The sequence below is a fragment of the Streptomyces sp. LS-MS-L19 genome, from assembly GCF_058382285.1.
This window is the reverse complement of the sequence record NZ_JBYCLL010000001.1, coordinates 3,007,144-3,029,489: the sequence shown is the minus strand read 5'-3', so window position 1 is coordinate 3,029,489 and position 22,346 is coordinate 3,007,144. Positions and strand designations below refer to the sequence as shown.

The following is a 22,346-nucleotide window of genomic DNA, read 5'->3' as shown; positions in this document are numbered from 1 at the left end:
GACACTCTGGCAAGGAGGTGCGGGCTCTGACCGAGAAAAGGTGTGTTGGATTGTGTGTGGCTGCGTCGTGTTTTGTGAAGGGGCGTTGCCCGGAACGTTATGAGGGTGTTCCGAACCGTTGCAGTGCGCCCGGCAGCCGGGAGCCGAGCGGCGCCATGTCGCCGTCCGCTCCGTGCCGGGCGAGCAGATCCAGGGCGAGCCGCCCCCGCCGCACCCGTTCCCGGGCCGTGTTCAGGGTGAGGTCGCGCAGGTGGTGGCCGTAGGGGTAGATCCCCGGGGCCTTGGACAGGCCGAACTTGAGGTAGAGCGGTGCGCCGCGCCGGATCAGTTCGGCGACCTCGTACATCCGCACATAACCGCCGAGGTCGTCGGGCGCCTCGATGTACATGTCCATCGGAGCGGCCGACACCCGCCGGATCTCGGTGAGGTGATCGAGCGTCAGATCGCTGGGCACGTTGATGGAGTCGGCGCCCAGGTTCTCGTAGACCGCGAACGCGGCCGGATTGACCGGCCCCACGAGCGCGCTCAACTTCAGTGTGGTGTCGGCCGGGAGGAGCCCGGCGGTGCGCGCCCGGTGCAGGGTCCACAGCACGCCCTCGTCGGCCACGAGGAGGCACTTGACGCCCAACTCCGTTGCCCGGACGGCGTCTTCGACGCAGCCGGCCACCGCGTCGAGTCCGCGGGCCCGCAGACCCCCGCCGCGCGAGTCGGTGCGCACCGAGCCGCCGATGTCCCAGGTGCCGCGTGGACCGGTGAACAGGCAGAGCTCGATGTCCCGCTCGTTCGTCCCGTCGACCATCTCCGTGATCTCGGCGTCGGTCAGCATCCACACGCCACTGCCCTGGCTGATCCGGTGGATCGGCACGTCCAGCCGCGAGGCTTCCTTCAGGACGACGGCCAGCGCTTCCGGACCCTCGCACGAGGGGATCTCGGTGCGCCACCGGCCGCCGCCGGGGAAGGCGTGCGGCGAGGCGTCGGCGGGATCGGGGGCGGGCGAACCCAGGCCGAGCGCGGTGAGGGCCGGCTCACCGGGTCTGCGGGCCGCCGGAGCGGATGCGTCGGTCGTCACGTGCTGTCCTTCGTGTTCGATATGTCGGACAAGGTTCGCGGCTCAGGTCGTGCGGGGCGTGGGGTACGCCGGTACGGGGTGGTCAGGTCACCCCGTACCGACGTACGTCTAGGGGCGGAGCAGCACCTTCCCGACCATCGGATCGCCGGACCCGACCAGCTCGATCGCCTCCGGGAACTCGTCCAGCGGCAGCTCGTGCGTCACCAACGGCAGAAGATTCAGCACACCGGCGCCGAAGACCCGCACCGCGTGCGCCCACGCGTTCGGCGGGGCCCCGAAGACGGCGCGCACCTCCAGCTGCCGTACGACCAGGTCCGTCGGGTCGAGACCCTCGGCACCCGGTGCCGGGATGCCCGTCAGGACCAGGCGTCCGCCGCGCCGGAGCAGCGAGGCCGCGGTGCGCGCGGCGGACGCGGACCCGGCGGTCTCGATGACGACGTCGAAGTCGTGGGGGAGCTCCTGGTCCTTCGTCCGGAAGACGTCGGCGCCGAAAGCTTTCGAAAGCCCCGCCCGGTCCGGCCGGGTGCCCACCATGAGCAGCTCGCCCGGCGAGTACGCCTTCAGGAACTGAACGGCGAGCATCCCGAGCGTGCCGGCCCCCACCACGGCCACCCGCTCGCCGGGCTGGGGGTTCACCTTGAGCACGGCGGACGCGATGCAGGCGGCCGGCTCCAGCAGCGCCGCAGCCGTGAGGTCGGCGTTGTCGGGCAGCACATGGAGCAGACGCGCAGGCAGAGTGAGGGTGGGGGCCATCGCACCCGGCTGGGTGAACCCGGTCTCCTCGTACCCGGCCACGCACAGGGTCGTCTCACCCGCGTGGCAGCGCTCGCAGACCTGGCAGTTGCGGAAGCCCTCGCCCACGACCTTCCGGCCGACAAGAGTCGAAGGCACCGCCGCACCCACCGCCTCGACCGTCCCGGACCACTCGTGGCCTGGGGTGAGGGGATAGCGGACATATCCCTCGGGCCGGTTGCCCTCGTACACCTCACGGTCGCTGCCGCAGATCCCCACGGCGTGGACGCGCACCAGCGCCTCCCCGGCCGCGGGCTCACGAGGCGTGTGCTCGTCGAGCCGGTGCTCGCCGGGCGCCTCGATGACGACCTGAGAGCTCACAGGGTGCCCTTCGGCTTGCGCTGCTCCCAGCCCTCGGCCCACAGGTCGAAGCGCGCCTGCTGCTGGGGGAACTCGGCGGCCGCGTCCACGTCCAGCTCGACCCCGAGACCGGGCGCGTCGGAGAGGTGGAAGTAGCCGTCCACGACCTGCGGGGCGCCCTTGACGACCTTCTTGATCTCCGCGTCGGCGAAGTCGTTGAAGTGCTCCAGGATCTTGAAGTTCGGGGTGGTGAAGCCGACCTGGAGGGAGGCGGCGGTCAGCACCGGCCCGCCGACGTTGTGCGGGGCGACCAGCATGTAGTGGGTCTCGGCGGTGGCGGCCAGCTTCCGGGTCTCCCAGATGCCGCCGATGTGGCCGACGTCGGGCTGGATGATGTCCACGGCCTGGCTCTCGAAGAGCTCGCGGAACTCGATGCGGTCGTGGATCCGCTCACCGGTGGCCACCGGGATGTCGACCTTGGCGGCGACCTTCTCCAGCGCCTTCAGGTTCTCCGGCGGCACCGGCTCCTCCAGCCACGCGGGCTTGAAGGGCGCGAGGTCCTTGGCCAGCCGGACCGCGGTCGCCGGCGAGAACCGGCCGTGCATCTCCAGCATCAGCTCGGCGTCCGGGCCGATGGCGTCCCGTACGGCCTCGATCAGGGAGACGGCGTACAGGCTCTGCTCGTGGTCCAGCTCGAAGTGGCCGGTGCCGAAGGGGTCGATCTTGAGCGCCTTGTAGCCGCGCTCGATCACGCCGAGGGCGGCCTTGTGGTACGCCTCGGGCGTCCGCTCGGTGGTGTACCAGCCGTTGGCGTACGCCTTGACCTTGTCGGTGACCTTGCCGCCGAGGAGCTGCCAGACCGGTACGCCGAGAGCCTTGCCCTTGATGTCCCAGCAGGCCATCTCGATCACGGCGATTCCGGACATCACGATCTCGCCGGCCCGGCCGTAGTCGCCGTACTTCATCCTCTTGACGAGGTCCTCGACAGCGAAGGGGTCGGAGCCGAGAATGTGATTGGCCTCGGCCTCACGCAGGTAGCCGATCAGCGCGTCGGTGTGTCCCAGCATCCGGGTCTCGCCGACTCCGGTGATGCCGTCGTCGGTGTGCACCAGGACGTACGTCAGGTTGCGCCAAGGCGTCCCGACCACGTGTGTGCTGATTCCGGTGATGCGCACGGCGGTTGCCCCTCGTTGCTTCGTCGGCTCAGTGACGCTGTTCGAAATTTCGTCATACGTTCGAAATGCTGACGTGACAGTAAGGAGGGGGTGAGGGGAGTGTCAATGGGGCGCACGCATAACGGTTTCGACACTGCTTTCGACACGGCTTTCGGAGGCGGTTTCGGGGAGATCGGGAAGGATGCCCGAACGGTCCCCGGCGAAACCCTCAACTCGCCACGCCGTCACGGGTAGTTCAGCACACAACCTTCACAGGTGCGACTATGAATGCCACGTGAGAGGAACTTAGTCTTCCCGCGACATGGACTACTGCGACCCGTGCCGACGGCACCTCAACGGCGCCCTCGCCTGCCCGGGGTGCGGCACCTCGATCGAAGACCTGCGCGCGAGCGCCCCGCGCGTGCCGGCCCAGGCCCACCCGCAGAATCCTTCACCCACCCCGGCGTACGTGACGTACGGCACGGAGGCGCAGTACACCACCGGCTCCCACGCGGGCGCGTATACGACCCATGAGGTGACGGCCGGGGCGTACGCGGGCGGCGGCTACGGGGCCCAGGGTTCTGCCGGGTACAGCCCGAGCACGGAGACGGGCCCGCGCGCCTTCGCCTCGTACGGCGGGAACGCCGGGGGTGGTGAGGCCGGAGCGGCTTACGGCGGCGAGGGCGTCCACGGCGGGGGACAGGGCGGCACGGCCTACGGGGCGCAGGGTGATTCTTCTTACGGCGGCGGGGGCCACGGCGACGCCCCGTACGCGAGCCCCTCGATGGCCGGCGGGGCCGGGGTGGACCACGGCTCGGCTCACGTCGGCGGAGGCTCCGGTTCTGGCTCCGGCTTGAGCTCCGGCGCTGGCCAAGGCCAGGGGTTCGGCCCTGGCCAGGGCTCAGGTGGCGGCCTCGGCCAGGGTGCCGGCGCCGGCCAGGGCTTCGGCTCAGGCCAAGGTCCCGGCGCCGGCCAAGCCCAGGGTCCCGGCCCCGGCCCCGGTCAGGGTCCCGGTCCCGGCCAGAGGCCCGGCGCCGGCCACGGTTCCGCTGGCGGCCTGGCGCAGGGTTCTGAGGGCGGCCTCGGTTCCGTGACCGACCCTGGCGCCGAGCACAGTCCCTCCGCTGCCGGTGGCGACCCCGCGAGCGGCACCCCTGCCGACGCGGCGGAGCCGACCGGTCGGGCCTCGCGGCGGCGCGCGCGGGGCCGGGGCGCCGAGGACACGCAGCGCACCGACGGCACCGACGGCACCGCCCACACCGACGACGCCCCCGAGGGTGGCGACGGGCAGGGCGGCTACGACGGGGGCGACGAGTACGACGCAGACGACGAGGGCCCCGACGCCTCCGCCGCCGGCGCGAGCCGACGCGATCGCAAAGCCGCCGCCCACCGCCGGCGCCGCCGCAGGACCCTGCTCATAGCCGCCGGCTTCGTGCTCGCGGCCGGCGGGCTGAGCCTCGCGGAGCTCGGCATGGACGCCCCGGGATCCTCCCCCAAGCCGGCCGCGGCGGGCGACGAGTCGGCCGAGGGCGGGGCCTCCCCGGAGGCGAGCGAGTCGGCGTCCACGGCCACCGGCTCCAGCGGAACCGTTCCTTCGGCGTCCCCCCCGTCAAAGGCCTCCACATCCCCGTCGGCCTCCCCGTCCAAGAGCGAGGACGCCGACGCGAGCAAGAGCCCCGACGCGCAGTCGGCGACCACGAAGACGCCCGGTGCGTCGACTCCGACGGCTACGGCGACGGCCACGGGCGGCGGCTCGGCACCGACGGCCGCCCCCACGACGCCGGCGCCGAGCCCGGACCCGTCCCCGACGGAATGCGAACGCTTCCTGTGGTGGTGCACCTAGCCGAGTCCTTCGGCCGCGGCCCGGTGGAGCCTGGTCGCGCAGTTCCCCGCGCCCCTGGGTGGGTGCAGTCGGAGCGTGCCCAGCTGTACCCACCGCTTTCAGGGGGAACTGCGCGACCAGCCCCCACGGACCCGCACCCGGCACCGCACGGCACCCCGCACCCCCGCCGCCGCTAGACCTCCAGCATCCGCCGCAAGAAGTCCCGCAAGGACTCCCGCTCACCCGCCGACAACCCCGCCAGCGGCTCCCGGGCGAACCGCAACCCCTCCCGCAGTGACCGGGCCACCCCCAGCCCCGCCTCCGTCGCCACCGCCACCTTCACCCGCCGGTCCGCCGGATCCGGCCGCCGCTCCACCAGCCCGCGCGCCTCCAGCCGGTCCACGATCCCGGTGACGTTGGACGGCTCACACTTCAGTTTCTGGGCCAGCTTGCGCATGGGCAGCGGCTCCAGGGACAGCAGACTCAGCAGCCGCGCCTGCGCTCCGGTGAGGGCGTGCTCCGCGGCCGCGTCCTCGTAGTCCGAGTGGAAGCGGGCCACCACGTCCCCGATGAGCTCCACGACTTCCATGGTCAGCGGGTCGGGCCGGGTCTTGTGAGGAGTGGACATGCCCTCCAGCGTACCCCGTTACTTGACAACCTGAAATATTCAGAGGCATGGTTGTTTCAGGTACTGAAGTAAATCGCACTGAAGTGAACCCGAAAGGCTCTGTCATGATCAACCGCGAATGGCACCTGCTCAGCCGTCCCGTCGGCTGGCCCAAGCCCGAGGACTTCGCCCTGGTCGAGGCGGAGGTCCGGCAGCCCGGTGAGGGACAGGTCCTGGTGCGGAACAAGTACCTCTCGGTCGACCCGTACATGCGCGGCCGCATGAGCGCCGCGAAGTCGTACACCGCCCCCTTCGAGCTGAACAAGGCCATGCAGGGCGGCGCGGTCGGTGAGGTCATCGCCTCCAACGCCGAGGGCGTCGCCGTAGGCGACCACGTCCTGCACTTCGGCGGCTGGCGCGAGTACGCCACCTTCGACGCCCAGCAGGCCGTCAAGGTCGACGCCGACGCCGCGCCCCTGTCCACCTACCTTGGCGTCCTCGGCATGACCGGCCTCACCGCCTACGCCGGCCTGCTGCGCGCCGCCTCCTTCAAGGAGGGCGACTCGGTCTTCGTCTCCGGCGCCGCGGGTGCCGTCGGCAGCCAGGTCGGTCAGATCGCCAAGCTCAAGGGCGCCTCCCGGGTCATCGGCTCGGCCGGCTCCGACGAGAAGGTCAAGCTGCTCGTCGAGGAGTACGGCTTCGACGCTGCCTTCAACTACAAGAACGGCAAGGTCAGCGACCAGCTGCGCGAGGCGGCCCCGGACGGCGTCGACATCTACTTCGACAACGTCGGCGGCGACCACCTGGAGGCCGCCATCGGCTCCCTGAACCAGGGTGGCCGGATCGCGGTCTGCGGCATGATCTCCGTCTACAACAACACCGAGGCGGCCCCCGGCCCGCGCAACCTCGCCCGCCTGATCCAGACCCGCGGCCGCATCGAGGGCTTCCTGGTCGGCGACCACTACGACCTCCAGCCCCAGTTCGTCTCCGAGGTCGGCCCGTGGGTGGCGTCCGGGCAGCTCAAGTACCGCGAGACGGTCGTCGAGGGGATCGAGAACAACCTGGAGGCGTTCCTCGGCGTCCTGCGCGGCGACAACACCGGAAAGATGATCGTCAAGCTGTGACCCTGTGCTGGACTTCCGGCATGCGATAACTTCTTTCCGAATCCCGCCGTCGATCGTGGGCGCGAGTCGCGGTGGACCGAGGAGGAAGACAACCGCATGCCGGAGATCCAGCAGTCCGACGTCCTGTACACCGCCGTCGCCACCGCCGAGAACGGCCGCGACGGCCGGGTCGCCACCGACGACGGCAGGCTCGACGTGGTCGTCAACCCGCCCGAGGAGATGGGCGGCAGCGGCCACGGCACCAACCCCGAGCAGCTCTTCGCGGCCGGCTACAGCGCCTGCTTCCAGGGCGCCCTCGGGGTCGTCGCCCGCCAGGAGAAGGCCGACATCTCCGGCTCGACGGTCACCGCCAAGGTCGGCATCGGCAGGAACGCCGACGGCTTCGGACTGATCGTCGAGATCTCGGCGACCCTCCCGAACACCGACGCGACCACGGCCCGGGCCCTCCTCGAGAAGGCCCACCAGGTCTGCCCGTACTCGAAGGCGACCCGCGGGAACATCTCCGTGACGCTTGCCTGACGGAACTCGTTGGTCGTACAAGGCGCGGGCGGCACCCCTGGACGTGGGGTGCCGCCCGCGCTCGTGTCACACCGCCGGCGCTGCCCGTGTCACACCGCCGGCGCCTGCCCGTGCCACACCGCCGGCGCCGCCCGCCCGTGTCACACCGCCAGCGCCGCCCGGTGTACGGCCCTGACGAGCCGCTGGTTCTCCGGCGCCGCCCCTCCCGGGAACGCCATCCGGCGGCGGGTGTAGCCGTAGGCCAGGCCGCTGCGGGGATCGGCGAAGGCCTGCGAGCCGCCGGCGCCGCTGTGCCCGAAGGCGCCGGCGCCGAGGAACGGGTGGGTCATGTCGGCCGTGGCCTGGAAGCCCAGCCCGAAGGACCGGTGGGCGCGGGAGACCAGGTCGTAGCCGATGGAGTGGATCTGACCCACCTCCGCGATGGTGTCCGGCTTCAACAGGGGCGGCCGCTCGCCGACTTCGCTGATCGCCGCCGCGTACATCCCGGCCAGACCGCGCGCCGCCGCCACTCCGCCCGCCGAGGCCGGTCCCTTCGCGCGCACGGCACGGGAGTTGGCGTGGTCGAGCAGCTCCTGCGGCTCCGCCGCCTGGAGGTTGAAGGCGATCGCGGTCAGGGTGTGCGGCCCCGTCGGCGTCGCGTCGAGCAGGGCCTGCTGCTCGGCCGTCGGGTCCATGGGCTGCACGGAGCGGAAACGCGGCTCCAGGGACGCGGGCAGCCCCAGATGGAAGTCCAGACCGTACGGCGCCCGGATCCGCTCCTCGTACACCTCCTGGAGGGTGCGGCCGGTCGCCCGCCGGACGATCTCACCGGTGAGCGCGCCGATGACGTAGGCGTGATAGCCGAAGGCCGTGCCGGGCCGCCAGAACGGCTTCTGGTCCGCGAGCCGTTCCGCCATCGCCCGGTCGTCCGCCAGTTCCTGCGCGCTGAAACCGCCGTCGATGCCCACCACACCGGCCCGGTGCGCCAGCAGGTCGCGCAGGGTCAGCTGGGCCTTGCCCTCGGCCCCGAACTCCGGCCAGTAGTAGGTCACTTTGCGGTCCAGCTCCAGCGTGCCCTCCTGGACGAGGAGCGCCACCACCAGATGCGCGGCACCCTTGGTCGACGAGAACACGCCGTAGAGGGAGTCGGGCCGGGTGTCCGTGCCGGCCCACAGGTCGACGACCCGCCTGCCGTGCACATAGGCACACAACTGCCCTTCGTAGTCGGGCCGTTCGCCGGCCACGAAAGCGGCGAACTCCTCGCGCACCGCCTCGAAGCCGTCCGCGACGGTGCCGTGGATCTCCTGCGTCATCCGCTCTCCTCAACTTCAGCCGCTGCTCGCGTGCGCCAGGGCGGAACAGGCCCGACGGCGCGCGGACCAGCGGGTTCCCGGTGGCGTACGACCGCTCCCCGCGCACCACGCCGTCGCCGTCCACCGGCTCCACGGCCGGCCTGCCCGCTCGTGGTGTGCACGCGTACCTCCTCCGGAGCTTCCTGAGATCGGTACGGCGAGATGTACCTGTTCGACTCAACCGCACCAGGAGGGAGTCGGTGGCGCGGATGCCCCGGATGGCGCATCCCGGGCCGTCCGGACGGGGCATGCTGTGCTCGGCGGAAGCGGGCGGCGAGTCCCACAGGAGAAGCCCATGGCAACGATCCCCTCCCTCCCCAGCAGGACCGACCTCCTGCGCATGGCACGCAGCACCACCGACATCACCGGCCAACTGCTCGACACGGCCGGGAACATCACCAGGATCGCGATCAACACCTTCGACCCGAAGGACGGTTCGGGCCCCGAGATGCTGCGGGTGCTGCGCGAGACGACGGCCGAACTGGCCGAGGTGAGCGCGTCCCCGCAGGCGCAGGAGGCGTTCTACCGGATCGTCGACACCCTCACCCGGCTCGGCACCAGCGGCGCCCCCCTGGCCGTGCACCCGGTGAGCGAACCGGCCCGGGTGCTGCTCGCGGCGCTGGGCGACAGCCTGCTGCCCGTCCTGGACGCGGTGGAACCGGCGGTCGAGGAGTTCGCGGCCGCGCTGGGCGAGCTGGTCGAGGCGAGCTCCCCGCTGCTCCCCGCGGCGGCGGGCGTGGCCGCGGGAGTGCTCCTCGCCCTCACCCCGCTGATCCGCGCGGCGACCGACGTCCTGCGCGACTCCAGCCCCGAACTGCGGCGCATCGCGGACGCGTTGACGGCCGCGCTGGCTCCGCTGATGCCGTTGCAGGTGGCGCTGGCCGAACGTGCGGCGGGCGCCGGCGCCGGTGTCGTACGCGCGACGCTGCCCCCGTTCGCCGACCTGACGGACGCGGCGGCGGCCACGGCGAAGGCGGCCCGGCCGGTGCTGATCGCGGGGGAGGAGCTGCTCGTGACCGGCCTGGAGCGGCTCCAGCCCGCGCTGCTGGCCGCCGCCTCCCGGGTGGGCGGCCTGGCGCGGACGGTCGCGGTCAGGGTGTCCGCGGCGGTGTCGCCGGCGGCGGAACAGGGGGTGGTGGTGGCCGTGACCCCGGCCTGACGGGCACCCGATAGGGTTCTGGCCATGCGTGATCTCGGGGCGGGCTTCCACTATCTCCTGAAGGGCCAGCGATGGGTGGCCCGGCACGGCAAGCAGTACGGCTTCGGACTGATCCCGGGCCTGATCACCCTGGTGCTGTACGTGGGCGCCCTGGTGTCCCTGGCGACCTGGGGCGAGGACCTGGTGTCCTGGGCGACCCCCTTCGCGGACGACTGGTCGGGCCCGTGGCAGGGCCTGTTCCGCGGCTTCCTCGCGGTGCTCCTGTTCGCCCTGGCCCTGCTCCTCGCGGTCCTGACCTTCACGGCCGTCACCCTGCTCATCGGCCAGCCCTTCTACGAGAGCCTCTCCGAGAAGGTCGACCGGGACGTGTCCCCGGACGGCACGGCCCCCGAGTCCGGCCTCCCGCTCTGGCGTGAGCTGTGGATCTCCGCGAGGGACAGCCTGCGCATCGTGATCCGGGCCGTCCTGTGGGCCGTCCTCCTCTTCGCCCTCGGCTTCATCCCCCTGGTCGGACAGACGGTGGTCCCCGTGCTCGGCTTCTTCGTCACGGGCTTCTTCCTCACCGAGGAACTGACCGCGGTGGCCCTGCAGCGCCGCAACATCGACCTCCGGGCCCGCCTCACCCTCCTCCGCTCCCGCAAGACCCTCATCTGGGGCTTCGGCACCCCCCTGGGCCTGTCCTTCCTGATCCCCTTCGTCGCGGTGTTCCTGATGCCGGGAGCGGTGGCGGGAGCGACCCTGATGGCACGGGAACTGCTGGGCGAGGAGACGCGGGACGGGGACGAGGAGGACGAGGAGGACGCCGAGGAGCCGGTTTCCGGCTCCTAGCCCCCGGGGGCCCTACGCCCCCACCGCCACCGAGACGATCGCCCGTACCTGCGCGATGATGTCCAGTCGGTTCCGCACGAACGCCGGGTCGGTGATCTCGGTGGTGTTGCCGGTTCCGAACTCCAGCACGGGTGTGTGCACATGCCCGCCCGGGAGCGAGTCGTGCAGCCCAAGACGGTCCCGCAGCAGCGTGGCCCGGTAGGCGATCTCGTTGGAGAGGTAGTTCCCCCCGCCCCCGGCCCGCGCGGCGGACCCCGCCGTCGGCCCGTCCGGACGGACGACCGCGTCGGTCCCGCCCGCCGGGATCTCGGTCACGCTCGTGTTGTCGTAGACGGGGAACCGCCCGGTGTCCGCGTCCACGATCGCCTTGTACGGCAAGGTCGTCGTCGTCCACTGCGGCTGCGAGCCCGGATCGGCGACCGGCACCGTCCCCGTCACCCCGATGTTGTCGTTGTCCGGGAACCCGCCCCGCCAGGCCCCGTTGGTCCGCTCCACGTCGAACCGCCCCACCCGCCCCTGACTCACGGTCGTGAAGAGATCCACCTTCTTCAGATACGGCCGCAGCGCCCGCTCCACCGTCTGGTCCGTGAAGTCCTGCCACCGCACGGGAAACACGACGGTCTCCACCCGGGCCGGCCCCTTCGCCGTCTCGATCACCGTCCCGTCCAGCGCCAGCGCACTCGCCCCGGACGGATTCGATATCCGTATGTCCCGGTCCAGCGTGAACGGGTCGAACCCGGTCACCAGCACCCGCTTCAGCCGCTGACCGGCCGGATACCGCACCGCGTCCTGCCCCCGCGAGGTCCGCTCCAACTCGCTCAGCAGAGCCGTTCGTTGGGCGTCCGACAGCCCGAACGACGGCTCCCAGGTCCGCACTTCACGCGTCATCCCCAACCGCGCCCAGTACAGCGGCCGGTCGTCGTCCCGGCTCAGATCGCCACCGGCCGGCCCCCGCCCCTGCGCCCGGTCCACGGCCCGCCGCCACAGCCCGGACCCCTCCCGTACGACGACCTTCCGGGCCTCCGCGTAGGAACGCGCCGACCCGAGTGCCCGGGTGAAGTGCCGCGTCACCGCGTCGAACCCGGACCGTTCCAGGATCTCCCGCGGTACCGCCCTGTCGAGCCGCTGCTCCTCCACCGTGGGCGAGGGCGCCGCCTCGGCCGCCGTCGCGGTGGTGGGGACCACCGGCCCCGCCAGCAGTACCAGTCCGAGCATGCCGATCCGAACGCGCAGGGAAGTCAAGGGAGTCGGGTCCTTCCGTCGCTGTGGGGCGCGAGTGGTGCGGGACCACGGCAGTATCGCGTGACGCAAGTGGTCTACGCCATGGGGCGCGAGGTGCCGGGAATCCGCCCCGCCGCCTCCCGCAGCGCCCGCACGAACGCCTCCCCGGCCGGCGAGAGGGACCGCCCCCGCGGCACCGCCGCGTACACCGCCCGCGCCGGCGCCCCCTCGTCCAGCACCGGCAGCAGCACCACGTCCGGCCGTACCGACTCCGCGGCGAGCGCCGGCACCAGTGCCACCCCGAGCCCCGCGGCGACGTACCCCTGCTTGGCGGTCCACTCGCCGACGACATGCGCGATCCGCGGCCGGAACCCCTCCCGCAGCGCCGCGTGCAGCAGCGTGCCCTCGGGCCGCGGGCTCCCCGAGATCCAGTCGGCGTCCGCGAGCCGGCCCAGCCGTACCGGACCACCCTCCGCCAGCGGATGCCCGGCCGGGACGGCGACGTACAGCGACTCGTCGAGCAGATGGTGGAGCGCGTACGACTCCGGCGGCGCGCCCCCGGTCGTCGACACGACCGCGAGGTCCAGGTGACCGCCCGAGAGCCGGTCCAGCAGGGCCGGGGTGAGCCCCTCCTCGCGGGACACCCGCACCTGTGGATGGCGGTCGCGGAAGACGCCGAGGGCGTGCGGGACCAGCGCCGCGTCCGCGGTCGGGAACGCCCCGAACCGCAGCCGCCCGCCCGCCGCTTCCCGCAGCGCGGCCAGCTCGCGCGCGGCCCCGTGCAGGGCCCCGGTGACGGTTTCGGCGTACGGCACCAGCACCTGCCCGGCCTCCGTCAGCCGCACCCCGCGCGGCAGCCGGTCGAACAGCGGCGCCCCGCCGAGAGCCTGCTCCAGCGAGGAGATCTGCCGGGACACCGCCGACTGCGTCCACCCCAGGGTGCGCGCGGCCACGGTGAACGACTCCTGCCGGGCCACCTCCAGGAAGACCCGCAGCCAGACGGTGGCGAGATCGGGGCCTTCGGTGCGATGCGGGTGAGGCATGGCAGCCATGCTGGACATTCGCTTGTCGCATCGCAAGGGCGGCCCTAGCGTCGACGGCATGAAGGTCACCCTCGACAACCCCGTCGGCGCGCCCCAGCCGCTGAGCCCCTACTACTCCCAGGTCGCCCGCGTCGAACAGGCCGACGGCAGCGTCCTGTTGTTCGTCTCCGGGCAGATCGCCGAGGGCGACACGCTCGCCGAGCAGTCCCGGGGCGTCTTCGAGACCCTTGCCGCGCTGCTGGCGGCGCACGGAGCGAGCCTGGCCGACGTCGTCAACATCCGCACCTACCTGACCGACATCTCGGAACTGGAGCAATACGGCGCTGTACGCCGGGAGTTCCTCACCGGTACCCCGCCCACCAGCATGACCTTCGAGGTGTCCCGGCTGTTCCGCCCCGAGGCCCGGATCGAGATCGAAATCGTGGCGGCGGTGCCGGCGGCCGGGTGATACTGCCGCCCATGAAGGCAGCCAACCTGGGTGTTCTCTTCCTCGTCGAGCTGGGCGCCCTGGCGGGTGCCGCCTACTGGGGCTTCACCGTGTCCTGGCCCCTCGGCCTCGCCGCGCCCGCCGTACTCGTCGTCCTGTGGGCGCTGTTCGGCTCACCGCGCGCCCCGTACAAGGTGAGCGGCGCCGCCCGGGTCGGCTTCGAGGTCCTCTGGTTCGGGGCGGGTGTCGTCGCCCTCTTCGCCGCCGGGGCCCAGGTGTGGGCGTTCGTGCTCGCCGCCCTCTGTGCGGTGAGCAAGGCCCTGGCCGTCAAGTGGGACCAGTAGCAAGGACGTTCAGGCTTCCTCGCCCAGCAGTCGCAGGAAGTCCCGGAACGCCTCCGGCATGTCCACCGACCCCGGGTCCAGCAGCCACTGGTACTGGAGGCCGTCCATCACGGCCACGAGCAGCGGTGCGGTGCGTTCCGGGGTCAGGCCGTTGGGGAGCCGGTCGCCGTACTCGGCGCGCAGCGCCACCGCCATCGACTCGCGCACCCGGGTGTAGCGGTCGGTGAAGTACTCCCGCGCCGGATGCCCCTCCGTCACGCTCTCGCCGAGCAGCGCCGAGAAGGTCTGGATGATCCCGGGCCGCATCGCGTTGTACTCGACGAGCGAGGTGAGCAGGTCGACCCGCCAGCTGCCGGCCGGAACCGCGTCCCACTTGTCCCGCTCCTCCAGCACCGCGACCAGCAGCGCCTCCTTCGTCGGGAAGTGGTGCAGCAGCCCCTGCTGGGTCAGCCCGACCCGCTCGGCCACCGCGGCCAGGCTCGCGCCCCGGTAGCCGCGCTCGGCGATGACCTCCAGGGCCGCCCGGACGATCTCGGCCCGGCGCTCCTCGCTTCTGGTCCTGGCGCTCATGGCGTCACCGTACGGCATGCTCGTGAGTCAAATATAACAGGAACGTAACGAAACCTACCGATCACCAGGTAACCGTTGCAGGATGAGAGGACCGCACGGACGTCAACGAGGAGGCACCGCCATGGCGGCACCCGAGGGACCCGAGGGCACCACCCCCGCCGACCTGGCCCGCGAGGCGGCCGTCGAGGCGGCCCTGGCCCGCCTGGACCTGGACGCCAAGGCCCGGCTCCTGGGCGGCCAGGACATGTGGTCGCTGCCCGCGCTCCCGGAGATCGGCCTGCCCTCCCTCGTCATGTCCGACGGCCCGATCGGTGTCCGGGGCGTGCGCTGGAGCGCCGACGACCCGTCGATCGCCCTGCCCTCCCCGACCGCGCTGGCCGCCGCCTGGGACCCGGAACTCGCCTGCAGGGCAGGCGTGTTGCTCGCCCAGGAGGCCCGCCGCAAGGGCGTCCACGTCCTGCTCGCCCCGACCGTGAACCTCCACCGCTCCCCGCTCGGCGGCCGCCACTTCGAGGCCTACAGCGAGGACCCGTACCTCACGGGACGGATCGGCGCCGGGTACGTGACCGGCGTCCAGGAGGGCGGCGTCGGCACCACCGTCAAGCACTTCGTCGCCAACGACGCCGAGACCGACCGCTTCACGGTGAACAACCTGGTCTCCGAACGCGCCCTGCGCGAGCTGTACCTGGCCCCCTTCGAGCACATCGTGGAGAACGCCCACCCGTGGGGCATCATGACCGCCTACAACACGGTCAACGGCACGACGATGACCGAGCACCACTACCTCGTCAACGAAGTCCTGCGCGGTGAATGGGGCTTCGACGGCTACAACGTCTCCGACTGGATGGCCGCCCGCTCCACCAAGGGCGCCATCGAGGGCGGCCTCGACGTCGCCATGCCCGGCCCGGTGACCGTCTACGGCGAGCCCCTCGCCCGGGCCGTGCGGGCCGGCGAGGTCGAGGAGGGCGCGGTCGACACCGCCGTACGCAACGTGCTGCGGCTCGCCGCCCGCGTCGGCATCCTGGACGGCGCCGAACCCGTCGTCACCCAACTCCCGGACACCGTCGACGGCGTCGCGCTGGCCCGCGAGATCGCCCGCCGCTCCTTCGTCCTGGTGCGCAACCAGGGCGCGTTGCCCCTGCGGCAGGGCACGGTCGCCCTCAGCGGGGCGGCCGCCCGGGACGCCCGGGTCCTCGGCGGCGGTTCCGCCACCGTCTTCCCGGACCGGATCGTCTCCCCGCTCGACGGCCTCACCGCGGCTCTCCCCGAGGGCGCGCTGAGCTACGCAGTCGGCGCCGACCCGAACACCGAACTCGGCGTCGCCGACAAGGGGTTCACCCTCGGAACTGTCTGCCGCGACACGCACGGGAACGTCGTGGGCACGGCCTCCGCGCCCAGCGGCCAGATCCAGTGGATGGGTTCGGACCTCCCCGAGGGCGTCACCCACGAGAACCTGCACACCGTCGAGCTGACCGGCACCTTCACCCCGCGCGAGACCGGTGAACACACCTTCGGCATCAAGGGACTCGGCGCCTTCAAGCTGGTCGTCGACGGCACCACGTACTACGACGACGTGCAGAGCACCGACGAGGACGACCCCTTCGTCACCTTCTTCGGCGCCCCCGAACCCCGCGCCCGGGTCGCGCTGACCGCGGGCGAGCCCGTCGAGGTCTCCCTGACCTACGTCGTCGACCTCCCCGAGAACATGCCGATGAAGGTCGTCGCGTTCTCCCTCGCCCACCAGGACCCGCGGCGCGACCCCGACGAGCTGATCGCCGAGGCCGTCGAAGCGGCCCGGAACGCGGACACGGCCGTCGTCGTGGTCGCCACCACCGACCGCGTCGAGTCCGAGGGCTACGACCGCAAGGACCTCACCCTGCCCGGCCGACAGGACGACCTGGTCCGCGCGGTCGCCGCCGCCAACCCGAACACCGTCGTGATCGTCAACTCCGGCTCCCCGGTGGAGCTGCCCTGGCGGGAGGACGTCGCCGCGATCCTGCTCAGCTGGTTCCCCGGCCAGGAGGGCGGCGCGGCCCTCGCCGAGGTGCTGACCGGCGCCCACGAACCCGGCGGCCGGCTCCCCACCACCTGGGGCACCCTGGCCGACGCCCCGGTCACCCGGGTCCGTCCGGCGGACGGCGAACTCCCCTACGACGAGGGCGTCTTCATCGGGTACACGGCCTGGGAGAAGGCGGGCCGCACCCCGGCCTACCCGTTCGGCCACGGCCTCGGCTACACCGAGTGGACCTACGAGTCCCTAGAGGTCCAGGGCACCACCCTCCGGGTCCGGCTGCGCAACTCCGGCACCCGCGCGGGCCGCGAGGTCGTCCAGGTCTACCTGGCCCCCGCCGAGCCCGACGCCGAGCGCCCGGCCCGCAGGCTCGCCGGGTTCGCCGGAGCCGAGGCCGGTCCCGGCGAGAGCGTCGAGGTCACCGTGGAGATCCCGCGCCGGGCGTTCGAGATCTGGGACGAGAAGACCTCGTCGTGGGCGCATGTGAAGGGTTCGTACGAAATCCAGGTGGGGCGCTCGATCGAGGACCGCCGGGTCACCGCGACGATTAACGTCTGATCCCAGAGGGCACAGCCCTCACACAAGCAGCCCCGGCCCGGGACCTGACCCCTGGGCCGGGGCTCGTCTGTTCCACCGGGTGCGAGCCGTGGACCGCCCTACCGGGTGGAGAAGCCGTACACCGTCTCCGACCGGTACACCTCACCCGGCCGCAGCACCGTGCTCGGGAACTCCGGGCGGTTCGGGGAGTCGGGGAAGTGCTGGGTCTCCAGCGCGATGCCGTCACCCGGCGCGAAGGGCTCCGGGAGATGGTCGGCGGTGTAGAGCTGGAGCCCCGGCTCGGTGGTCGCCACCGTCAGCACCCGCCCGGAGGACGGGTCGTACAGCTCGGCCACCTCGACCGCCTCGGCGGTGCTCCCCTTGTCCAGCACGAAGTTGTGGTCGTACCCGGCCCCCACCTTCCGCGCCGCACGGAAGTCGAACCGGGTGTCCGCGACCTCCTCGACCCCCGTCGGGATCAGATCCGCGTCGACCGGCGTGTACCGCGAGGCGTCGATCCGCAGTTCGTGCCCGCCCGCGTTCCCGGACCCGGCCAGGTTGAAGTAGCTGTGGTTGGTCAGGTTCACCAGCGTCGGCGCGTCGGTGACCGCCTCGTAGGAGAACCGCAGCGCGCCCGACTCGTCCAGCGCGTAGGTCCCGGAGACCTCCAGACGGCCCGGGAAGCCCTCCTCGCCGTGCGGGCTGACCCGGCTCAGCCGCACCCCGTGCTCACCGGCCGGCTCCATGTCCCACACCCGCTTGTCGAAACCGTTCTCCCCGCCGTGCAGGGAGTTCGGCGCGTTGTTGGCCGCGAGCGCGTACGTCAGCCCGTCCAGCTCGAAACGGGCGCCCGCGATCCGGTTCGCGTACCGCCCGATGAAGGCACCGAGATACGGACCGGCGTGCTCCAGGTACCCCTCCAGATCGGCGAACCCCAGCACCACGTCCGCGGTCCGCCCCTCCCGGTCCGGGACCTCGACCGACTGCACGATCCCGCCGTAGGACAGGATCCGCACGCGGACGCCCGCGCGCTCCAGGGTCCAGCGGTGGACCGGTGTGCCGTCGGGAAGTGTGGCGAAGAGTTCGTTCATGTGCGGAACTTTAGGACACGGACGTGACCTTGCGATATGCGATCTCCGCCAGCCGCGCCTGGCCGTTCACACTCGGATGGAACCAGTCCCAGTGACTGAGCTGGTCGGTGCCGAAGCGGTAGTCGTACACCGCGCCCCCGTCGTACCGGCAGTGCGCGTCCTTGCCGCACACCTGCTTCAGTACGGCGTTGTACTCCTCCACCCGCTCCTGCACGGTGTTCCGCCGCTCGGTCGCCGCCGCGTCCAGGGCGTCCGCGTCGGCCAGCATCGACGGACACACCCCCAGCTTCCACACCTGCTTGCCCATCGGGTTGGTGCGCCCCTGCGACCACAGCCGCTTGAGGTTGGGCACGCTCGCCACGTACACCTGCGCCTTGGGCGCCTTCTCGCGCAGCACGCTCAGCGCGTCCTCGAAACCGGCCCGGAAGTCGGCCACCGGCGTCATCGCCGCCGTGGAGTCCCGGCAGGCGTCATTGGCGCCCACCATCACCGTCACCAGCGCCGGCGCGCGCGAGGCCGCCTGGGACATCTGCGCGGACAGGTCGGCCATCCGCGCCCCGGACACCGCGTAGTTCCAGCTGCGCTCGGCGGCCCGCGCCTTCCCCAGCAGCCGCACCGCGAGCGAGTCGACCTGCGCGCTGCTGCCGGTGGCCCAGGAGACGTCGGGGCAGTCCGTCAGGACCCCGCACGCGTCGAAGCCGCGGGTGATGGAGTCCCCGACGGCGGCCAGCGAGGCCGGGCTGCTGTCCCAGGCCGGGGTCGGTTTCGACGAGGGCTTCGCCTTCTGGGTCGGTGCCGCCGAGTCGCCGCCCACGGCGTCACAGCCGGCGACGCCCACAAGAGCCGCGGTCAGGACGGCGACGACGGCCCGCGAGCGGTGGCCCTGCTTGCGCATCCGTGGAGTTCCCCTCGTGAAATGGTGGTCCTCTCATAACAACGCACCCGAGTTCCCGGCGGCCCCGAGGGAACGATCGGGACCCGTACTAGCGTCCTGCCGGGTGAATGGCGGGCGTTTCGGGGCATCGGGACCGACGGTACGTCACACTCCTTGCGCCGCCGCACGGTAGCCTCGCCATCAACGCGGCTGCCCGCCATCGCCGCCGTGCCAACCAGCAAGACTTGTCCCGCTCTGCCCGGAGGTCCCGGTGACGACACGTGGAGTTCTGTACGTGCACTCCGCGCCGCGCGCGCTGTGCCCGCACGTCGAGTGGGCGATCGCCGGGGTGCTCGGCACGCGCGTCAACCTCGACTGGATCCGGCAGCCGGCCGCGCCCGGCACCTGGCGCTCCGAGTTCTCCTGGAAGGGCGAGGTGGGCACCGCCTCCAAGCTCGCGTCGGCCCTGCGCGGCTGGCACCTGCTGCGCTTCGAGGTGACCGCCGAGCCCTGCGCCACCGCCGAGGGCGAGCGCTACAGCTGCACCCCTGAACTGGGCATCTTCCACGCGGTCACCGGCATCCACGGCGACATCCTGATCCCGGAGGACCGCCTGCGCGCGGCCCTCACGCGTTCCCAGCGGGGGGAGACGGACCTGGAGGCGGAGCTGGCGAAGCTCCTCGGCAAGCCGTGGGACGACGAGTTGGAGTCCTTCCGGTACGCGGGCGAGGGCGCCCCCGTGCGGTGGCTCCACCAAGTGGTCTGAGTCCGCCGTACACATGAAGGCCCCCACCGCGCTCGGTGGGGGCCTTCAGTCACGTTCTCAGACGGTGCGGAACGCCAGCACCACGTTGTGCCCGCCGAAGCCGAACGAGTCGTTCAGCGCGGCGATACGGCCCTCCACGGGCAGCTTGCGCGCCTCGCCGCGGACGACGTCGGCGTTGGCCTCCGCCTCCGGGTCGAGGTTCTCGACGTTGATGGTCGGCGGAGCCACCCGGTGGTACAGGGCGAGCACGGTCGCGACCGTCTCGATGCCGCCGGCGCCGCCCAGCAGGTGACCGGTCATCGACTTGGTCGCCGAGACCGCCATGTGGTCGGCGTCGTCCCCGAACACCTTCCGCAGCGCCTTGAGCTCGGCGATGTCACCGGCCGGCGTCGACGTGGCGTGCGCGTTGACGTGCACGATCTCCGCCGGGTTCAGGTCGGTGTTCTCGAGCAGGTGCTGGAGCGCGGCCGAGATGCCCCGGCCCTCCGGCTCGGGCTGCACGATGTCATGGGCGTCGGCGGAGATGCCCTGACCGACCGCCTCGGCGTACACCCGGGCCCCGCGCTTGGCGGCGTGCTCCGCGGACTCCAGGACGACCACACCCGCGCCCTCGCCGAGGACGAAGCCGTCCCGGGCGGTGTCGTAGGGGCGCGAGGCGCCCTGCGGGTCGTCGTTGTTCTTGGACATCGCCATCATGTTGCCGAACGCGGCGATGGGCAGCGGGTGGATCGCCGCCTCCGTGCCACCGGCGACCACGATGTCGGCGCGGCCGGTGCGGATCATCTCGATGGCGTAGCCGATGGCCTCGGCGCCCGAGGCGCACGCGGAGACCGGCGTGTGCACGCCCGCACGGGCGCCCACCAGCAGGCCCACGTTCGCCGAGGGGCCGTTCGGCATCAGCATCGGGACGGTGTGCGGGGAGACGCGGCGGACGCCCTTCTCCTTCAGCACGTCGTACTGGTCGAGGAGGGTCGTCACACCGCCGATGCCGGAGGCGATGACGGCGCCGAGGCGGTCCGGGTCGACGTCGCCGACCGAGCCCTCCTCACCGGCCTTGCCCTCGAAGCCCGCGTCCGCCCACGCCTCCTTGGCGGCGACCAGCGCGAACTGCGCCGAGCGGTCGAGGCGCCGGGCCTGCGGCCGCGGGATGACCTCGGTCGGCTCCACGGCGACGGGCGCCGCGATACGGACCGCCTGGTCGGCGGCCCACTCCTGCTCCAGGGGCTTGACGCCGGACTTGCCGGCGACCAGGCCCTCCCAGGTAGAGGCTGCGTCGCCACCCAGCGGTGTGGTTGCGCCGATACCGGTGACGACCACGGTGCGATTGGTCGGGCTCACGGGAAATCTTTCTCCAACGGTACGAGGATTAAGCGGCGCCACCGCCGGGTGGCGGGGCCGGTCAGCGTCCGGCCCGAGCAGGGACTCAGGCCTGGTGCTTGAGGATGTAGTCGGTCGCGTCGCCGACCGTCTTGAGGTTCTTGACGTCGTCGTCGGGGATCTTGACGTCGAAGCGCTCTTCGGCGGCGACGACGACCTCGACCATGGACAGCGAGTCGACGTCCAGGTCGTCGGTGAAGGACTTGTCCAGCTGGACGTCCTCAACCGGGATGCCGGCGATCTCGTTCACGATGTCGGCGAGACCGGCGACGATCTCTTCCTGAGTGGCGGCCATGTTGGCGCTCCTTCGTTTTCTTATCCAGAGGGTTGGCAGTGCTTCCCGTCCCGGACCGCATGATCCGGCACGGAGTGCCTAGGGGAGGGTAACGACAGTGGCGGCGTAGACGAGACCCGCCCCGAATCCGATGACGAGCGCGGTGTCGCCGCTCTTCGCCTCACCGGTCGCCAGGAGCCGCTCCATGGCGAGCGGGATCGAGGCGGCCGAGGTGTTGCCGGTGGTGCGCACGTCACGCGCGACCGTGACGTGCTCCGGCAGCTTCAGCGTCTTCACCATCGAGTCGATGATCCGCTCGTTGGCCTGGTGGGGAATGAAGACGTCCAGGTCGTCCGGGCTGATCCCGGCCGCGTCCAGCGCCTGCTGGGCGACCTTCGCCATCTCGAACACGGCCCAGCGGAACACCGCCTGGCCCTCCTGCGTGATCGCAGGGAACTTGTCCGTGGAGCTGTCGTACTCGTTCCACGCCACGGTCTGCTTGATCGTCTCGGACTTGTCGCCCTCGGAGCCCCAGACCGTGGGGCCGATGGCCGGCTCCTGGGAGGGGCCCACGACGACCGCGCCCGCGCCGTCGCCGAACAGGAAGGCGGTGGCCCGGTCCTCCAGGTCGGTCAGGTCGCTCAGCCGCTCGACGCCGATCACCAGGACGTACTCCGCGCTGCCCTCGACGATCATGCCCTTGGCGAGGGTGAGGCCGTAGCCGAAGCCAGCGCAGCCCGCCGAGATGTCGAACGCGGCGGCCTTGTCCGTGCCCAGCTTGTCCGCGATCTCGGTCGCCACGGCCGGGGTCTGCTTGAAGTGCGAGACGGTCGAGACGATCACGCCGCCGATCTGCTCGGCGGAGATCCCGGCGTCGGCGATCGCCTTGCCGGACGCCTCGATCGACATGGCGGCGACGGTCTCCTCGTCGTTCGCCCAGTGCCGGGTCTGGATGCCGGAGCGCGAGCGGATCCACTCGTCGGAGGAGTCGATCGTCTCGAGGATCACCTCGTTCGGCACGACCCGGGTCGGACGGTAGCCGCCGACCCCGAGGATGCGCGCGTACGGGGCGCCCTTGCTGGGCCTGATCTTCGACATGCTCTCGT

The 22,346-nt window shown here is 71.7% G+C and carries 22 protein-coding genes; 9 read left to right on the top strand and 13 right to left on the bottom strand.

Going from position 1 to position 22,346, the window contains the following annotated elements:
• Positions 1 to 97: 97 nt before the first annotated feature.
• The 3 genes from AC2XR2_RS13385 to AC2XR2_RS13375 all read right to left on the bottom strand — a co-directional run bounded on the left by AC2XR2_RS13385 (position 98) and on the right by AC2XR2_RS13375 (position 3,336).
• Complete coding sequence (locus tag AC2XR2_RS13385; protein ID WP_381301886.1) at positions 98 to 1,069, bottom strand: hypothetical protein; 972 nt, start codon at positions 1,067 to 1,069, stop codon at positions 98 to 100.
• A 108-nt stretch (positions 1,070 to 1,177) separates the two neighbouring features.
• Positions 1,178 to 2,182: a zinc-dependent alcohol dehydrogenase gene (locus tag AC2XR2_RS13380; RefSeq protein WP_381301884.1), complete on the bottom strand. Its 1,005-nt coding sequence runs from the start codon at positions 2,180 to 2,182 to the stop codon at positions 1,178 to 1,180.
• Positions 2,179 to 3,336, bottom strand: coding sequence for a mandelate racemase/muconate lactonizing enzyme family protein (locus tag AC2XR2_RS13375; protein ID WP_491515148.1), 1,158 nt, complete (start codon positions 3,334 to 3,336; stop codon positions 2,179 to 2,181). Before AC2XR2_RS13375 ends, AC2XR2_RS13380 begins: the two co-directional genes overlap by 4 nt.
• Positions 3,337 to 3,637: 301 nt before the next feature.
• Here AC2XR2_RS13375 and AC2XR2_RS13370 point away from each other — a divergent pair, with 301 nt between their 5' ends.
• A complete protein-coding gene (locus AC2XR2_RS13370; RefSeq protein WP_491515147.1) occupies positions 3,638 to 5,158 on the top strand; it encodes an SCO2400 family protein in 1,521 nt (506 codons plus the stop codon).
• Positions 5,159 to 5,330: 172 nt separating this feature from the next.
• Here AC2XR2_RS13370 and AC2XR2_RS13365 read toward each other — a convergent pair whose 3' ends face one another.
• Positions 5,331 to 5,765, bottom strand: coding sequence for a MarR family winged helix-turn-helix transcriptional regulator (locus AC2XR2_RS13365; RefSeq protein WP_330267215.1), 435 nt, complete (start codon positions 5,763 to 5,765; stop codon positions 5,331 to 5,333).
• Between the two features lie 104 nt (positions 5,766 to 5,869).
• Between AC2XR2_RS13365 and AC2XR2_RS13360 the strand changes: the two genes are divergently transcribed.
• Together AC2XR2_RS13360 and AC2XR2_RS13355 are read left to right on the top strand one after the other, a co-directional pair.
• Positions 5,870 to 6,868, top strand: coding sequence for an NADP-dependent oxidoreductase (locus tag AC2XR2_RS13360; RefSeq protein WP_491515146.1), 999 nt, complete (start codon positions 5,870 to 5,872; stop codon positions 6,866 to 6,868).
• Positions 6,869 to 6,964: 96 nt separating this feature from the next.
• A complete protein-coding gene (locus AC2XR2_RS13355; protein WP_491515145.1) occupies positions 6,965 to 7,387 on the top strand; it encodes an organic hydroperoxide resistance protein in 423 nt (140 codons plus the stop codon).
• A 140-nt stretch (positions 7,388 to 7,527) separates the two neighbouring features.
• On the opposite strand, the gene AC2XR2_RS13350 is transcribed toward AC2XR2_RS13355, so the two are convergent.
• On the bottom strand, positions 7,528 to 8,679 hold the full coding sequence (locus tag AC2XR2_RS13350) for a serine hydrolase domain-containing protein (protein ID WP_491515144.1): 1,152 nt from the start codon (positions 8,677 to 8,679) through the stop codon (positions 7,528 to 7,530).
• A gap of 334 nt (positions 8,680 to 9,013) precedes the next feature.
• Between AC2XR2_RS13350 and AC2XR2_RS13345 the strand changes: the two genes are divergently transcribed.
• Positions 9,014 to 9,877, top strand: coding sequence for a hypothetical protein (locus AC2XR2_RS13345; RefSeq protein ID WP_491515143.1), 864 nt, complete (start codon positions 9,014 to 9,016; stop codon positions 9,875 to 9,877).
• A gap of 24 nt (positions 9,878 to 9,901) precedes the next feature.
• The gene (locus tag AC2XR2_RS13340; RefSeq protein ID WP_491515142.1) at positions 9,902 to 10,705 is read left to right on the top strand and encodes an EI24 domain-containing protein; all 804 of its coding nucleotides are present in this window, start codon (positions 9,902 to 9,904) and stop codon (positions 10,703 to 10,705) included.
• 12 nt (positions 10,706 to 10,717) lie between these two features.
• Here the strand turns inward: AC2XR2_RS13340 and AC2XR2_RS13335 are convergent, their stop codons facing one another.
• Positions 10,718 to 11,947: a pyroglutamyl-peptidase I gene (locus tag AC2XR2_RS13335; RefSeq protein ID WP_449351109.1), complete on the bottom strand. Its 1,230-nt coding sequence runs from the start codon at positions 11,945 to 11,947 to the stop codon at positions 10,718 to 10,720.
• Between the two features lie 74 nt (positions 11,948 to 12,021).
• The gene (locus AC2XR2_RS13330) at positions 12,022 to 12,969 is read right to left on the bottom strand and encodes a LysR family transcriptional regulator (RefSeq protein WP_491515141.1); all 948 of its coding nucleotides are present in this window, start codon (positions 12,967 to 12,969) and stop codon (positions 12,022 to 12,024) included.
• A gap of 58 nt (positions 12,970 to 13,027) precedes the next feature.
• Between AC2XR2_RS13330 and AC2XR2_RS13325 the strand changes: the two genes are divergently transcribed.
• Complete coding sequence (locus tag AC2XR2_RS13325) at positions 13,028 to 13,417, top strand: RidA family protein (RefSeq protein ID WP_491515140.1); 390 nt, start codon at positions 13,028 to 13,030, stop codon at positions 13,415 to 13,417.
• Between the two features lie 11 nt (positions 13,418 to 13,428).
• Positions 13,429 to 13,740 (top strand): YrdB family protein, encoded by a 312-nt coding sequence (locus tag AC2XR2_RS13320; RefSeq protein ID WP_491515139.1) that lies wholly within the window; start codon positions 13,429 to 13,431, stop codon positions 13,738 to 13,740.
• 9 nt (positions 13,741 to 13,749) lie between these two features.
• Here the strand turns inward: AC2XR2_RS13320 and AC2XR2_RS13315 are convergent, their stop codons facing one another.
• Positions 13,750 to 14,328: a TetR/AcrR family transcriptional regulator gene (locus AC2XR2_RS13315; RefSeq protein ID WP_491515138.1), complete on the bottom strand. Its 579-nt coding sequence runs from the start codon at positions 14,326 to 14,328 to the stop codon at positions 13,750 to 13,752.
• 103 nt (positions 14,329 to 14,431) lie between these two features.
• On the opposite strand from AC2XR2_RS13315, the gene AC2XR2_RS13310 reads away from it, so the two are divergent.
• Entirely contained in the window at positions 14,432 to 16,879 is a 2,448-nt protein-coding gene (locus AC2XR2_RS13310; RefSeq protein WP_491515137.1) for a glycoside hydrolase family 3 protein, read from the top strand.
• Between the two features lie 98 nt (positions 16,880 to 16,977).
• Here the strand turns inward: AC2XR2_RS13310 and AC2XR2_RS13305 are convergent, their stop codons facing one another.
• The gene (locus AC2XR2_RS13305; protein ID WP_381303272.1) at positions 16,978 to 17,949 is read right to left on the bottom strand and encodes an aldose epimerase family protein; all 972 of its coding nucleotides are present in this window, start codon (positions 17,947 to 17,949) and stop codon (positions 16,978 to 16,980) included.
• A 10-nt stretch (positions 17,950 to 17,959) separates the two neighbouring features.
• Complete coding sequence (locus tag AC2XR2_RS13300) at positions 17,960 to 18,844, bottom strand: SGNH/GDSL hydrolase family protein (RefSeq protein ID WP_491515136.1); 885 nt, start codon at positions 18,842 to 18,844, stop codon at positions 17,960 to 17,962.
• A 250-nt stretch (positions 18,845 to 19,094) separates the two neighbouring features.
• Here AC2XR2_RS13300 and AC2XR2_RS13295 point away from each other — a divergent pair, with 250 nt between their 5' ends.
• Positions 19,095 to 19,589 carry a DUF3145 domain-containing protein gene (locus tag AC2XR2_RS13295; RefSeq protein ID WP_123760473.1) on the top strand — a complete coding sequence of 165 codons (495 nt, stop codon included), beginning with the start codon at positions 19,095 to 19,097 and terminating at the stop codon, positions 19,587 to 19,589.
• Between the two features lie 57 nt (positions 19,590 to 19,646).
• On the opposite strand, the gene fabF is transcribed toward AC2XR2_RS13295, so the two are convergent.
• From fabF to AC2XR2_RS13280, 3 genes are all read right to left on the bottom strand, one after another.
• On the bottom strand, positions 19,647 to 20,927 hold the full coding sequence (gene fabF / locus AC2XR2_RS13290) for a beta-ketoacyl-ACP synthase II (protein WP_123760472.1): 1,281 nt from the start codon (positions 20,925 to 20,927) through the stop codon (positions 19,647 to 19,649).
• An 85-nt stretch (positions 20,928 to 21,012) separates the two neighbouring features.
• Complete coding sequence (locus tag AC2XR2_RS13285; protein ID WP_007381745.1) at positions 21,013 to 21,261, bottom strand: acyl carrier protein; 249 nt, start codon at positions 21,259 to 21,261, stop codon at positions 21,013 to 21,015.
• 78 nt (positions 21,262 to 21,339) lie between these two features.
• On the bottom strand, positions 21,340 to 22,338 hold the full coding sequence (locus tag AC2XR2_RS13280; RefSeq protein ID WP_330267230.1) for a ketoacyl-ACP synthase III: 999 nt from the start codon (positions 22,336 to 22,338) through the stop codon (positions 21,340 to 21,342).
• Positions 22,339 to 22,346: the final 8 nt, after the last annotated feature.